The 14,440-nt window shown below is 41.8% G+C and carries 8 protein-coding genes, 2 tRNA genes, 2 rRNA genes and 3 pseudogenes; 4 read left to right on the plus strand and 11 right to left on the minus strand.

Translation table 11 applies throughout. The features are described from left to right. Nucleotides 1-156: 156 nt before the first annotated feature. The 4 genes from ABX891_RS16765 to ABX891_RS16780 all read right to left on the minus strand — a co-directional run bounded on the left by ABX891_RS16765 (nt 157) and on the right by ABX891_RS16780 (nt 5,165). Nucleotides 157-3,046, minus strand: a 23S ribosomal RNA gene (locus ABX891_RS16765). Nucleotides 3,047-3,350: 304 nt separating this feature from the next. Further along, nucleotides 3,351-3,426, minus strand: a tRNA-Ala gene (locus tag ABX891_RS16770). Nucleotides 3,427-3,476: 50 nt separating this feature from the next. After that, nucleotides 3,477-3,553: transfer RNA gene (locus tag ABX891_RS16775), tRNA-Ile, on the minus strand. Nucleotides 3,554-3,629: 76 nt separating this feature from the next. Continuing rightward, nucleotides 3,630-5,165 (minus strand): 16S ribosomal RNA (locus tag ABX891_RS16780). The 16S and 23S rRNA genes sit together here with 2 tRNA genes alongside, the layout of an rRNA operon. Before the next feature lie 681 nt (nt 5,166-5,846). Here ABX891_RS16780 and ABX891_RS16785 point away from each other — a divergent pair. Then, nucleotides 5,847-6,326, plus strand: coding sequence for an RNA recognition motif domain-containing protein (locus ABX891_RS16785; protein WP_354628688.1), 480 nt, complete (start codon nt 5,847-5,849; stop codon nt 6,324-6,326). On the opposite strand, the gene murI is transcribed toward ABX891_RS16785, so the two are convergent. After that, entirely contained in the window at nt 6,289-7,089 is an 801-nt protein-coding gene (gene murI / locus ABX891_RS16790) for a glutamate racemase (protein ID WP_294120296.1), read from the minus strand. The two genes, ABX891_RS16785 and murI, sit on opposite strands and share 38 nt — an antisense overlap. A 65-nt stretch (nt 7,090-7,154) precedes the next feature. After that, entirely contained in the window at nt 7,155-8,294 is a 1,140-nt protein-coding gene (locus tag ABX891_RS16795; protein WP_182197436.1) for a DUF5610 domain-containing protein, read from the minus strand. A gap of 162 nt (nt 8,295-8,456) precedes the next feature. On the opposite strand from ABX891_RS16795, the gene trmA reads away from it, so the two are divergent. Continuing rightward, on the plus strand, nt 8,457-9,554 hold the full coding sequence (gene trmA / locus ABX891_RS16800; RefSeq protein WP_294120299.1) for a tRNA (uridine(54)-C5)-methyltransferase TrmA: 1,098 nt from the start codon (nt 8,457-8,459) through the stop codon (nt 9,552-9,554). Between the two features lie 65 nt (nt 9,555-9,619). Here the strand turns inward: trmA and ABX891_RS16805 are convergent. From ABX891_RS16805 to ccoG, 4 genes and pseudogenes are all read right to left on the minus strand, one after another. Then, a pseudogene (locus ABX891_RS16805) lies at nt 9,620-10,257 on the minus strand (thiol:disulfide interchange protein DsbA/DsbL). A 16-nt stretch (nt 10,258-10,273) separates the two neighbouring features. Beyond that, entirely contained in the window at nt 10,274-10,897 is a 624-nt protein-coding gene (locus ABX891_RS16810; RefSeq protein ID WP_149594832.1) for a thiol:disulfide interchange protein DsbA/DsbL, read from the minus strand. Between the two features lie 34 nt (nt 10,898-10,931). Then, nucleotides 10,932-11,906 carry a serine/threonine protein kinase gene (locus ABX891_RS16815; protein WP_024596396.1) on the minus strand — a complete coding sequence of 325 codons (975 nt, stop codon included), beginning with the start codon at nt 11,904-11,906 and terminating at the stop codon, nt 10,932-10,934. 85 nt (nt 11,907-11,991) lie between these two features. Further along, entirely contained in the window at nt 11,992-13,422 is a 1,431-nt protein-coding gene (gene ccoG / locus ABX891_RS16820) for a cytochrome c oxidase accessory protein CcoG (RefSeq protein WP_294120288.1), read from the minus strand. A 287-nt stretch (nt 13,423-13,709) separates the two neighbouring features. Here ccoG and ABX891_RS20585 point away from each other — a divergent pair, with 287 nt between their 5' ends. Both ABX891_RS20585 and ABX891_RS16830 read left to right on the plus strand, forming a co-directional pair. Further along, a complete protein-coding gene (locus ABX891_RS20585; RefSeq protein WP_002962051.1) occupies nt 13,710-14,069 on the plus strand; it encodes a hypothetical protein in 360 nt (119 codons plus the stop codon). Further along, a pseudogene (locus ABX891_RS16830) lies at nt 14,069-14,274 on the plus strand (hypothetical protein). The gene ABX891_RS20585 and the pseudogene ABX891_RS16830 overlap by 1 nt, the downstream one beginning before the upstream one ends. A gap of 27 nt (nt 14,275-14,301) precedes the next feature. Here ABX891_RS16830 and ABX891_RS16835 read toward each other — a convergent pair. Next, nucleotides 14,302-14,440: pseudogene (locus tag ABX891_RS16835) on the minus strand (UPF0149 family protein); the annotation flags it as partial.

Genomic DNA, 14,440 nt, shown 5'->3' on the forward strand with positions numbered 1-14,440 from the left:
CAAGGTGCCTCAACTTTAACGCTACGCGCTAAGAGTCACCTCTTGAATTTGGAAAATATCTGATAATATTTTTTAAGTCTTTCTAAGTAATTTCTACTTTAGTTATATTAACTTCTTCGCTTGTTTCACTATCACATAAAACGCGTTTGGCGTTGTATGGTTAAGCCTCACGGGTAATTAGTACAAGTTAGCTTAATGGCTCACACCACTTCCACATCTTGCCTATCAACGTTGTAGTCTTCAACGGCCCTTCAGAGACTTTAAAAGTCTAGTGAGAACTCATCTCGAGGCCTGCTTCGCGCTTAGATGCTTTCAGCGCTTATCAGTTCCGAACGTAGCTACCGGGCAATGCCATTGGCATGACAACCCGAACACCAGCGGTTCGTTCACTCCGGTCCTCTCGTACTAGGAGCAACCCCTCTCAATTCTCAAACGCCCACGGCAGATAGGGACCGAACTGTCTCACGACGTTCTAAACCCAGCTCGCGTACCACTTTAAATGGCGAACAGCCATACCCTTGGGACCGACTTCAGCCCCAGGATGTGATGAGCCGACATCGAGGTGCCAAACACCGCCGTCGATATGAACTCTTGGGCGGTATCAGCCTGTTATCCCCGGAGTACCTTTTATCCGTTGAGCGATGGCCCTTCCATTCAGAACCACCGGATCACTATGACCTACTTTCGTACCTGCTCGACGTGTCTGTCTCGCAGTTAAGCTGGCTTCTACCATTACACTAACCGTACGATGTCCGACCGTACTTAGCCAACCTTCGTGCTCCTCCGTTACTCTTTAGGAGGAGACCGCCCCAGTCAAACTACCCACCAGGCACTGTCCGTAACCCCGATTCAGGGGCCAACGTTAGAACATCAAAACTACAAGGGTGGTATTTCAAGGACGACTCCACAACAACTAGCGTCGCTGCTTCAAAGTCTCCCACCTATCCTACACATGTAGGTTCAATGTTCAGTGCCAAGCTGTAGTAAAGGTTCACGGGGTCTTTCCGTCTAGCCGCGGGTACACAGCATCTTCACTGCGATTTCAATTTCACTGAGTCTCGGGTGGAGACAGCGTGGCCATGGTTACACCATTCGTGCAGGTCGGAACTTACCCGACAAGGAATTTCGCTACCTTAGGACCGTTATAGTTACGGCCGCCGTTTACCGGGGCTTCGATCAAGAGCTTCTCCCTAAGGATAACCCCATCAATTAACCTTCCGGCACCGGGCAGGTGTCACACCGTATACGTCATCTTGCGATTTTGCACAGTGCTGTGTTTTTAATAAACAGTCCCAGCCACCTGGTCACTGCGGCTCCCGTCCGCTTAGAGAGCAAGTCTCATCACAGATAGGAGCGTACCTTCTCCCGAAGTTACGGTACGATTTTGCCTAGTTCCTTCACCCGAGTTCTCTCAAGCGCCTTAGTATTCTCTACCTGACCACCTGTGTCGGTTTGGGGTACGATTCCATATAATCTGAAGCTTAGAGGCTTTTCCTGGAAGTATGGCATCAACAACTTCATCACCGTAGTGACTCGTCTCGTGTCTCAGTCTTAATAGCAACCCGGATTTACCTAAGTCGCCAACCTACTCACTTTCACATGGACTACCAACGCCATGCTTGTTTAGCCTGCTCCGTCCCCCCATCGCAATTATATCGAGTACAGAAATATTAATCTGTTTCCCATCGACTACGCCTTTCGGCCTCGCCTTAGGGGTCGACTTACCCTACCCTGATTAACATGGGATAGGAACCCTTGGTCTTCCGGCGTGGGAGTTTTTCACTCCCATTATCGTTACTCATGTCAGCATTCGCACTTCTGATACGTCCAGCATACCTCCCGGTACACCTTCAACCGCTTACAGAACGCTCCCCTACCACTCAGAATAAATTCTGAATCCGCAGCTTCGGTGCATAGTTTAGCCCCGTTACATCTTCCGCGCAGACCGACTCGACCAGTGAGCTATTACGCTTTCTTTAAAGGATGGCTGCTTCTAAGCCAACCTCCTGGCTGTCTGGGCCTTTCCACATCGTTTCCCACTTAACTATGACTTTGGGACCTTAGCTGGCGGTCTGGGTTGTTTCCCTCTTCACGACGGACGTTAGCACCCGCCGTGTGTCTCCCGGATATTACTTTACGGTATTCGGAGTTTGCAAAGGGTTGGTAAGTCGGGATGACCCCCTAGCCTTAACAGTGCTCTACCCCCGTAAGTATTCGTCCGAGGCTCTACCTAAATAGATTTCGGGGAGAACCAGCTATCTCCCGGTTTGATTAGCCTTTCACTCCTAGCCACAGGTCATCCCCTAACTTTTCAACGTTAGTGGGTTCGGTCCTCCAGTTGATGTTACTCAACCTTCAACCTGCCCATGGCTAGATCACCGGGTTTCGGGTCTATACCTTGCAACTAGTCGCCCAGTTAAGACTCGGTTTCCCTACGGCTACCCTATTCGGTTAACCTCGCTACAAAATATAAGTCGCTGACCCATTATACAAAAGGTACGCAGTCACCCAACAAGTAGGCTCCTACTGCTTGTACGTACACGGTTTCAGGTTCTATTTCACTCCCCTCACAGGGGTTCTTTTCGCCTTTCCCTCACGGTACTGGTTCACTATCGGTCAGTTGGGAGTATTTAGCCTTAGATGATGGTCCACCTATATTCAGTCAAAGTTTCACGTGCTCCGACCTACTCGATTTCACTTAAAATGTCTTTTCATGTACGGGACTATCACCCTGTATCGTGGCACTTTCCAGAGCCTTCCATTAACACATAATAAGCTTAAGGGCTGTTCCGATTTCGCTCGCCGCTACTTTCGGAATCTCGGTTGATTTCTTTTCCTACGGGTACTTAGATGTTTCAGTTCTCCGCGTTCGCCTCGTTAACCTATGTATTCAGTTAACGATACCTGCAAGCAGGTGGGTTTCCCCATTCGGAAATCCTAGTCTCAAGCGCTTTTTACTAGCTTGACTAGGCTTATCGCAAGTTAATACGTCCTTCATCGCCTCCAACTGCCAAGGCATCCACCGTGTACGCTTAGTCACTTAACCATACAACCCAAACGGGTCTTTGTTGTGTGACAGTTTAACTTCGCCAGAAGTTAATATTGAATACTAAAGTAGATACCAATCAATCAACGTAAACGTTAATTAAATGGCACTGAATGGTACTGCTACCATTCTTTTTTTACTTTTGAAAACTCTTGATAAATACAAAGTATCTATCAGAATTTTATTATCAGCTTTTCCAAATTTTTAAAGAGCAAGAGATACAAAAACCTCTCAAAATTAAACACACTCTATTCTCAGGCGGTTAATGGCCCGATAAAGAATATTTATTTTTAAGAAGTAAAAGTGGTGGAGCTAAGCAGGATCGAACTGCTGACCTCCTGCGTGCAAGGCAGGCGCTCTCCCAGCTGAGCTATAGCCCCACATATGCTGGTACTTACTGTTTTAACCATCTTCTTGATTAGACAAGAAGTGGTGGGTCTGAGTAGATTTGAACTACCGACCTCACCCTTATCAGGGGTGCGCTCTAACCAGCTGAGCTACAGACCCAAAACAATAAGTGTTGTTCTCTTTACAATAACAATCATCTGTGTGGACACTACGAACAAATAAGTTCTAAATCGTATAAGGAGGTGATCCAGCCCCAGGTTCCCCTAGGGCTACCTTGTTACGACTTCACCCCAGTCATGAATCACTCCGTGGTAAACGTCCTCCCGAGGGTTAGACTATCTACTTCTGGAGCAACCCACTCCCATGGTGTGACGGGCGGTGTGTACAAGGCCCGGGAACGTATTCACCGCGTCATTCTGATACGCGATTACTAGCGATTCCGACTTCATGGAGTCGAGTTGCAGACTCCAATCCGGACTACGACGCACTTTAAGTGATTCGCTTACTCTCGCGAGTTCGCAGCACTCTGTATGCGCCATTGTAGCACGTGTGTAGCCCTACACGTAAGGGCCATGATGACTTGACGTCGTCCCCACCTTCCTCCGGTTTATCACCGGCAGTCTCCTTAGAGTTCTCAGCATTACCTGCTAGCAACTAAGGATAGGGGTTGCGCTCGTTGCGGGACTTAACCCAACATCTCACAACACGAGCTGACGACAGCCATGCAGCACCTGTATCAGAGTTCCCGAAGGCACCAAACCATCTCTGGTAAGTTCTCTGTATGTCAAGTGTAGGTAAGGTTCTTCGCGTTGCATCGAATTAAACCACATGCTCCACCGCTTGTGCGGGCCCCCGTCAATTCATTTGAGTTTTAACCTTGCGGCCGTACTCCCCAGGCGGTCTACTTAATGCGTTAGCTTTGAAAAACAGAGCCGAGGCTCCGAGCTTCTAGTAGACATCGTTTACGGCGTGGACTACCGGGGTATCTAATCCCGTTTGCTCCCCACGCTTTCGTACATGAGCGTCAGTGTTGACCCAGGTGGCTGCCTTCGCCATCGGTATTCCTTCAGATCTCTACGCATTTCACCGCTACACCTGAAATTCTACCACCCTCTATCACACTCTAGTTTGCCAGTTCGAAATGCAGTTCCCAGGTTGAGCCCGGGGCTTTCACATCTCGCTTAACAAACCGCCTGCGTACGCTTTACGCCCAGTAATTCCGATTAACGCTCGCACCCTCCGTATTACCGCGGCTGCTGGCACGGAGTTAGCCGGTGCTTCTTCTGTCAGTAACGTCACACATGATGGGTATTAACCACCACGCTTTCCTCCTGACTGAAAGTGCTTTACAACCCGAAGGCCTTCTTCACACACGCGGCATGGCTGCATCAGGCTTGCGCCCATTGTGCAATATTCCCCACTGCTGCCTCCCGTAGGAGTCTGGGCCGTGTCTCAGTCCCAGTGTGGCTGATCATCCTCTCAAACCAGCTAGGGATCGTCGCCTTGGTGAGCCATTACCTCACCAACTAGCTAATCCCACTTGGGCCAATCTAAAGGCGAGAGCCGAAGCCCCCTTTGGTCCGTAGACATTATGCGGTATTAGCAGTCGTTTCCAACTGTTGTCCCCCACCTCAAGGCATGTTCCCAAGCATTACTCACCCGTCCGCCGCTCGTCAGCAAAATAGCAAGCTACTTTCTGTTACCGCTCGACTTGCATGTGTTAGGCCTGCCGCCAGCGTTCAATCTGAGCCATGATCAAACTCTTCAATTAAAAAGTTTTATGTCTTTCGACAGCTCAATGAATTCTGAATTTTTGTTTTTGTTGCCAAAAACGAATTGACTGTGCGTTATTATTTTCACTTTTAAAAAAGTGAAATCAAAACAGCTCAAGGCTGAATCTTTTAATAACATATGGTCACTCAGTTTCAATTGAGACTCTAATTTGTTTGCCTCATTACTTGCTCAATAAAGAACGAAGTAGCTTGGCTGTTAGAACTCAATCTGTACGAGTGCCCACACAGATGATTGCTTTATATTGTTAAAGAACGTTTTGAGTCGCTTTAGCGTCTCAAGGGATGCGAATAATACACCCTTTATTTTTCGAGTCAAGACTTAGTTTTAAACTTTCTTTTGGAAGATTTAAAACCGAAGTTTTATTTAACTCTCTGAGTAGTTCGTGCCTCGCTATGCGTTGCCGTTTCCCGTCTCAGTGGGGTCGCATTATAGGGAGATCCGAAAACAGATCAACCCTTTTTTTAGATCTTTTTACTGTTCGAACAAAAATAGAACAAAACCACGTAAAACCACATGAAAACCCGTCTAAGATGATGCTTTTTTATGCTCTTATTTATTATTTAATACAAATATCATTGCTATGTTTGATTTAGGCGTTAAGATAGCAAGTTCACAATGTTAAATTAATGTTTATTTCCTGTTTATTGGTAGATCTAAAATGAAATTACCCGATCAAAAATCTTTTATCTTCTCTGTTATTCTTGCTGTAGTTGGTTTTGTTGTTGTTGAGTTTGCTTTAGGCGGCTTAGCTTTAGACCCTGCATTACTATTTGGTGCTGGTTTATTAATAGGTGCGATTGCTATTGCTGCAATATCATCTGATGTGACTGAAGAAGCTGAAGTTAAAACAAAAACGCTTTATGTTGGTAACCTTCCTTATCGTGCAAACGAAGGTGTGGTTCGTGCATTATTTGAAGAACAAGGCAAAGTATTCAATGTTCGTTTATTAAAGGATAAGAATACTGGCAAACGTCGTGGATTTGGTTTTGTTGAAATGGCGCAAGCTGATGCAGACAATGCAATTGATAACTTGAACGATAGCGAGTTCCAACAACGTACTTTAAAGGTACGTGAAGCAAAACAAAAACAAGAAGATGATTCTAATGCTCTACGTACTGAGACGGATCAGTCAGTGTAACTAGCTTTACCGCTAGCTTATTGCTAAACACATCAGCCGTTGCATAATATTGCAGCGGCTTTTTTATGTCTGTTTGTTTATCCACACATAAGTTAAGTTGGTTAAGTAGGAAGTTGACTCTATTTGCTATCGCTACACCTGAATCAAGTAATTTTACATTCCCTTCAAAGTACTGACTAATCGGCCCTGCTAATATCGGAAAGTGCGTACACCCTAGTACAAGTACATCTATAGTTTTATCTATATGTAGTTCATCAAGTACTTGATACAACTTATTTGTATCGAAAGAGCCTGTAAAAAAGCATTTCTCAGCTAACGTTACTAATTCAACACTGCTATAAAGGTTAACGATTACATTACGTGCATGTTCAGCAATTAATGTTTTTGTGTATGAACTGGCGACCGTTGCCGGTGTGGCTAACAAGCCAATATGATTTGAGCGTGTTAATTCTGCCGCAGGCTTTATTGCTGGTACAACACCTACAATAGGAATATCCGTAATTTGGCGAACAGCGCTGAGTGCAGATGTAGAAGCGGTGTTACACGCTATTACAATTAAATCGACGTTAAGCGTGTTGGCTTTGATGAAATGAATAAGTGAACATAATCGGTTAATTATAGTTTGTTGGGACTGAGCACCATAAGGTAGTAATGCATTATCCATAAAATAGCTGTACTGAGCATTGGGGATACTTTGCTTGATATGTTCAAGTACAGTAGTTCCACCAATACCTGAATCAAAGACCATTATATGCGCTGACAAACTACCGTTCCTACTTTACTTTAAGATCGGCAGTTTGCCATGAGGTTTTTATAAAAGAAAGTAGTTTAACTTTGCGTGGCTTCTAAATCAGTAAGCCTGTCGGCTGCTGAATTTAACTGATTAAGGTTTTCGAACATAGACTTTGTATAATCTACTAACTTATCTATTTGTTCCTGATCTTGATTTAACCATTGGAGAATGCCAGCTAGCTGATTTTGTAATCCAAGCTCACCCGCTTTTTCAAAAGCATTTTTAAGGTCGTCATTAAAAGGGGCTAACCCCTCTGCTACTTGTTTTTCTGGTGCTGGTTTATATTCTTCATAGCTTTTAACTGTTGCTATTGTTTTTGTTTGGCGTAAATCCATAGAAAAAGCCACCAGCTGATCGCTGTCTAAACTCAGCTCTTGCGCTTGTTCAAATGCTTCATCTAAATCACCACCAAAAAAGGTTTTACTTAGATCTTGTAAGTCTTCCATCATCGCATTAATAGCTTCTTGCTCTTGCTCGTTTAAGTCACCATTTACCGACATCGAAAATGATACCTGTCGAGATTGCGATGATGAGCTTGCAAACGACTCACTATTACTGTTTTGCTGATAGCCACTTGCCGATTGAGATTCAAATGCATCAGCAAAGCTAATACTTACCTCATCGCCTTCTGCGGTAGTGAATTTATACTCTGCATTGCTAGTCATACTGACATATTGAGCCTGGCTTATATTTACGCTGGCAGGTTGTGGGTTAAATAACGACTCTTCAAACTTATCCAGCCCATTGTAAATTCCCTCTTTGGACTTATTAATGCCCTCTTCCATGTCATCATTAAATACGCCAGTACCTTTGAGTTCATCAACAGCGTCATCAATCCCTATTTGGACTCCTTTGCGCGCATCGCCTAGCATATCTTTGAGCTTTTCGTCATCAGCGCCGTTAGCTTTTGCTTTATTTACAGCACTACTTACAAAATCGAGTACGTTTTTTACTATTTCATCAAAATCAAATAGTGGTTTATCTGCTTTTTTTTCTGCGATAGGTAATCCAAGCTGCTCAGCCATTTTATCGCCAAGCACCTTTGCAGCCAACTCTCGGCCTCGTTGTTGATAGCTATCTTGAGGAGACGTAATTGTAGGTTGCTGTATATCAGCTTTATTATTGAATTTATTGATGTTGTTGTTTGGCGTAAAGCCATAATTACCTATTTTCATGATTCGTCTCCTAAGCGTGCGTAGTTTATTATCGGCTATAACAATAAAAACTAAAGTACAATGTTCAATAAAACAGCATAAATGCTAGCCAAAACTAGACAAATACGCAGCGCTCCCTACAATAGCGCCGATAAACAGATCTTAGATAAGGTAGTAGCGTTAATGGCAGTTATTAAAATAGATACCACACAGTACCAAGCGCAGTTAAGTGAAAAAGAGCAGCGTATTAGTGCGCAGTTTCAACGTTTTGGTGTGGAGCAATTAGAAGTATTTAGCTCAGAGCCAACTAACTACCGCCAACGTGCTGAATTTAGAGTATGGCACGACGGTGACGATCTGTTTCACATTATGTTTGATCAACAAACAAAAGAAAAAATCCGTGTTGATACATTTGATCCAGCAGCGCCTCTAGTAGGTGAAATAATGCAGGTGATGATTGAGAATCTTAAGCCTTGTGAAATATTACGCCGTAAGTTATTTCAAATCGATTACCTATCAACGCTAAGCGGTGAAATTTTAGTAAGCTTGCTTTATCACAAACCACTGGATGATGAATGGTTAAGTGAAATTAAAGCACTGAAAGAAAAGCTTAGCAGTAAATACAAAATTGACTTTATAGGCCGTGCTCGCAAACAAAAAGAAGTGCTGGGTGATGACTTTGTAACTGAGCGTTTAACAGTTAATGGTCAAGAGCTTATTTATCAACAAGTAGAAAATAGCTTTACTCAGCCTAATGCAAAAGTAAATATTAATATGCTGGAGTGGGCGCAAGATTTATGTAAACCACTTAAAAATGATTTATTAGAACTGTATTGCGGTAACGGTAACTTTTCAATTGCATTAGCGGGCTGTTTTAATAAAGTATTAGCGACGGAAATATCAAAATCATCTGTTCACTCTGCTCAATACAACATTGCTAAAAACAACGTAGAAAACTTAGATATTATTCGTATGTCGAGTGAAGAGTTTACTCAAGCAATGAATGGCGAGCGTACTTTTTCGCGTTTAGAAGGGATTGATTTAAAAAGCTATGATTGCCAAACCATATTAGTTGATCCACCACGCGCGGGCATGGATGAATTAACGTGTGACCTTGTGGCTAACTACGAAAACATAATTTATATATCCTGTAATCCTGAAACTCTTGAGCGTGACCTTGATCACTTAACACGTACGCATAACGTTAAGCGCTTTGCTATATTTGATCAGTTCCCTTATACGCATCACATTGAGTCGGGCGTTTTCTTACAGCGCAAATAAATACGCTCAGTAAACGTTACCCATAAAAAAAGCTCCTTAAGGAGCTTTTTTTATTTTAGCTAAACTTACTTGTTAGCTAAGTAATTAATTAATTTGCTAATGTCTTCAGGTTTAGTAATACCCGACTCACGACCTAGGTTTAATTTGTACTTACCATTTACAATAAAGGTAGGTACGCCACGTAGTGCGCCTTTTTCTTTAAAGTAGTCTTGATCGCGTTTCATTTTAGAGCTCAGCGTACGTACCGAGAAGCTTTTAAACAGCTTATCAAACTTATCACCATCAACGCCCTGCGCTACAAATATATCTTTTACATCTGCAAGCTCATTAAATTTAGCGCGCTTTGTATGGATATGATTAAAGATTGCAGAAATAATCTGATCTTTTTGTGGAAGCACTTCAGCTGTCGCCAGTGCTTGGCTCATCATCTGTTGGTTTTCTGGGTCACGTACACCTACAAAATCAACATGGCTCTTTTTAAATTTAACGTTTTTATCAAGCTTAGGCTTAAACTCACCAATTAGTGCTTCCATGTTATTACATGCAGGGCAGTAAAATGAGAAAAACTCTTTAACCTCTGGCTTTTAGTTGCACGCTCAGAAACTACGTCGTAATGCACGCCTTCTTCATACGTTGCTGCAAAGCTTGTTGCTGCCATAGGAAGTAATATTGCAAGCAAACCTGCTTTAACTAATTTAATCATTATTATACTCCGAAATTTATAGTGCTAATAAAAACGCTACTAACTCATCAAGTTCTTTTTGATTTTTGATGGTGTTGAGGTTTATTTTATATTTATCGTTAACAATAAAAGTAGGTACACCTGTAAGTGCGCCTAATTTTGAATATTTATTTTGTTTGTCTTGCATTGCTTGCTCAGCTGAAATGACTGGCATGCTTGCAATCTCTTGATCAAATGTTGCGCTATCAATACCGTTTACTTCAAGTAATTTTTTAACGTCTTTCATTTCAGTTAATGGTGCACGTTGAACATGAATACTTTTAAAAATTTGATCGCTAATACTTTGCGCCTGACCATGCTGCTTAGCAATTAAGTAGGCAAAGCTTAAATTGCTTTGTGCTTGTGGTGACACGCCACCTAAAAAGTTAACGTGGTTTTTAATAAACTCAGCGCCTTCTGGCAAGCCTTTTTCAATTGCTTTTGCTACTGGTTCAAACTTAAAACAATGTGGACAGTAAAATGAGAAAAACTCGGTTACTTGCGGTGACTTGCTTTTGTCTACATCAATAACAGTGTATTGATTATCAACTTCAAACTGTGCAGCAAGTGCTGCAAATGGTAAACATAAAAGTAATAAACTCAGTTTTAATTTTTTAAGCATTTGTATCTCGTTGTACTTGTCTTTAAATAAAATATTACGGCAATAACTTTAACGGTGCTTCTTGCAATGCTGCAAGTTGCTCCTTCAGTGCTAAAATTTGTTGCTCCCAGTATTTGTCATCAGCAAACCATGTAAAGTTCCGCACAAAAGCAGGATCGCTCCATCGTTTAGCTACCCATCCCATATAATGAATAATACGCATTGCTCGCAGCGGTTCAATTAATTTGAGTTGAGAGTGATCAAAATCACAAAACTCTTCATACGCATTTACAAGGGTGTCTAACTGTAACAGTTGCGTCGCTCTATCGCCACTGAGCATCATCCATAAATCTTGGATTGCAGGACCTTGGCGGCTGTCATCTAAATCAACAAACATTAGCGCATCACCTGCCCATAAAATATTACCAACGTGGCAGTCACCATGTAAGCGAATACTTTGCACATCTTTATACTGTTTTTGCGCCTGCTCTATCACTAAATCTAAAATAGTATAAAAGGCAGTATTTATTCCCATTGGCACTAAGTTACTTTTCTGAAGATGAACTTTGGCTGTATGCAAATACTCCTCGCAGGTAACTGTTGGCCTATAAGTAAAAGGTTTTGTTTTAGCTACTTGGTGCATACGGCCAATTAATCGCCCCATTACATCAAGCTGATCTAAATTATCAACCTCAAATAAACGCCCGCCTACACTTGGAAACAACACAAACAAATACCCTTCGTGTTCAAACAAGCTTTGCCCATTATATAAAATAGGGGCAACAACGGGTACTTCTGCATCCGCTAGTTCAAATGCAAAGTCATGCTCTTCTTGAATTTGCTCTTTACTCCATCGCTCTGGGCGATAAAACTTCACTACGTAACGCAGGCCATCATCGGCTTTAAATTGGTACACTCTGTTTTCATAGCTATTGAGCGCTAATAAACCAGATTCGGCGTACACACCTACGCTTTCTATTGCATCGAGTATTAGGTCAGGTGTTAAGTCAATAAAACTAAATTTACTCATACTCTTCTTATATAAAATAAAAGCGGGTTATATACCCGCTTTTGTTAATTGCTATATCAACTTACCTAATTAAGGTAAGTTGCGATTATCGCGCTTTAAAAAAGTTACTCGACTGCGATATTGTCTCATCCGGCTCACTAACCGGTGAAAGCACAAAATTAAACTCAGTCATCGGCGCCTTCAAATCATAAGGGTCCATTACAAGTGACAATGGTACGTTATGAGATTCCCCTGCCTGCACAGTAAATGACTGCTTACCAATATACTTAAAGTTATCTAACCCTTGTACTTTAATATTAAAGGTTTGCTCATACTGCGCTTTATTAATTACCTTTAATGTATAGGTGTTCTCTACTAAACCATCAAAATCGACACGATATAATTGGTTTCGGTCACGAATAATATCAAAGTCCATTGTTTTACGCAGTGCTATATTAGCGACAAGCGCTCCCGTAAGCACAACAAGTATGACCGTGTAACCAATAATTTTAGCTCGCAGTGGATTCGTTTTATTTTCTGGGGTTTCGAGATTTCGCTCAGTCGTATATGAAATAAGCCCACGCGGATATTCCATTTTATCCATTACGCCATCACACGCATCAATACATGCACCACAGTTGATACACTCAGCTTGTAGCCCATTTCTAATATCAATACCTGTTGGGCACACTTGAACGCACAAGTTACAGTCTATACAGTCGCCTAACTCTAAATCTTTATGGTCTACTTTACGTGAACGAGGACCACGGCTTTCACCTCGGCTTTCGTCGTACGTTACTGTGTATGTGTCTTTATCAAACATAGCTGATTGAAAACGAGAGTAAGGGCAAATGTGTAAACACATAATTTCTCGCATCCAACCGGCATTACCATAGGTACACGCAGCAAAGAAAATAATGCTGACTAGTGCATAACCGCCTATATCAAACGTTACAAAGTCAGGGAGTAACTCCCTTATTGGCGTAAAATAACCAACAAAAGAAATTGCGGTATACAACGAAAACAATACCCAACTAGTATGCTTTGCCGTCTTACGCCAAAACTTATCAAAATTCATGGGTCGTTGATCGAGTTTTTTACGTTGATTAGCCGTGCCTTCAAGCTTTTCTTCGAACCAAATAAAAATAAAAGTCCAAACAGTTTGCGGACATGTGTAGCCACACCACACCCGTCCATAGAAGGTGGTCACTAAAAACAACGCAAATGCTGCCAACATAAAGATAAACGCTAATATAGTAAAATCTTGAGGCCATAGCGTTAAACCAAAAATATTGTATTTTTGACCAATTAGATCAAACAGCACAGCTTGCTGGCCATTAAAATTAATCCAAGGTAGTAACATAAACGCAAGCAGGCCTAAGAAGCCAATGCGCTGTCTAAGTAATTGATGTAGGCCTTTTACAGCACGCACATAAATACGATTTCGGGGATTGAACCTATCATCTTGACGGCTTAAATCCGGTTTTTGGATTTTCACCTCTACAGGGATATTCTTTACTTTAATTTGCTTGTCCATCGAAGTTCCTCAACGCCGCTTGGAAATAAAAATCCAGCAATACTCAAGTACTCTATACTTAAAGCTAGCAAGTTACTTGCTAGGCATATTTACTTTAATAAATTGCCTTCTCGAATACTTTCAGATATTTCAGAAATATCTGACTGCTGTTAACCATTATAACAATGTTGGTTAAAATTACTGGTATAGATTGCTAATAATTTATTCATCCCAGTTACTTGCTTTTAAATGCAGTTTATTACACTGCATGGTAATTCAACCCTACTTAGATCAAGGTTTACGTATCCATGAAAAAATTTATTATTTTGGTAGTTGTGATCCTTGCCTTTTTTACAATCGATCACCCACTTATAAAAGAACCTCGCGAAAGGTTACTAGGTGAAGGCATCGGCTTTTTAAGTGATGCAAGCAAGGTCAATAGAAGCCCAGCTGCAAATATGGCTAAAAATAGGATCAGCAGTCAACTTAAACTATCTGAATCTGAAGGTGAGTATGTAGAAAAAACGTTTACAACAGATGACTCTGTTCAGTTATTTCACCTACGCTATTGTCGTGAGCGTGACTTAAACCTTTATTTTTATGACGACCGTTTAAATACGGTATGTAAAATAGTGACTGAAGCATTAGAACAAAAGCGAGCAAAGTAGTGGATTTTTCAGGATTAAATAAAAAGCAAGCGACTCATTTCATAAGCAGCGCAATATGCTCAAGCAATTAGCGCAAGGCAAAACATTAGAGTGTGAGAAGTGTAATGGGGTTTTAACACTTGATTTAGCCACCAGCGAGCCTGGTAAAGGCATAGTAAAGTGCAAACAAGGCTGTACGGATATTATATTAGAGCTAGGCACTTAGATTAAACTAAGCGCCTAGTATTAATAATTACTCTTCCCAACTCTCGTCGGTTATCAAGCCGCTATAATTGCGACCACTTCAATTAGTTCAGCAAACCCTAATGCAAAGTCACCCATAGATTCATACTGATACTGACACAAAGCTTCTATAACACGCGATCTAGTGT

The organism is Pseudoalteromonas sp. NCIMB 1079 (genome assembly GCF_040567695.1).
Lineage (GTDB): Bacteria > Pseudomonadota > Gammaproteobacteria > Enterobacterales > Alteromonadaceae > Pseudoalteromonas > Pseudoalteromonas distincta.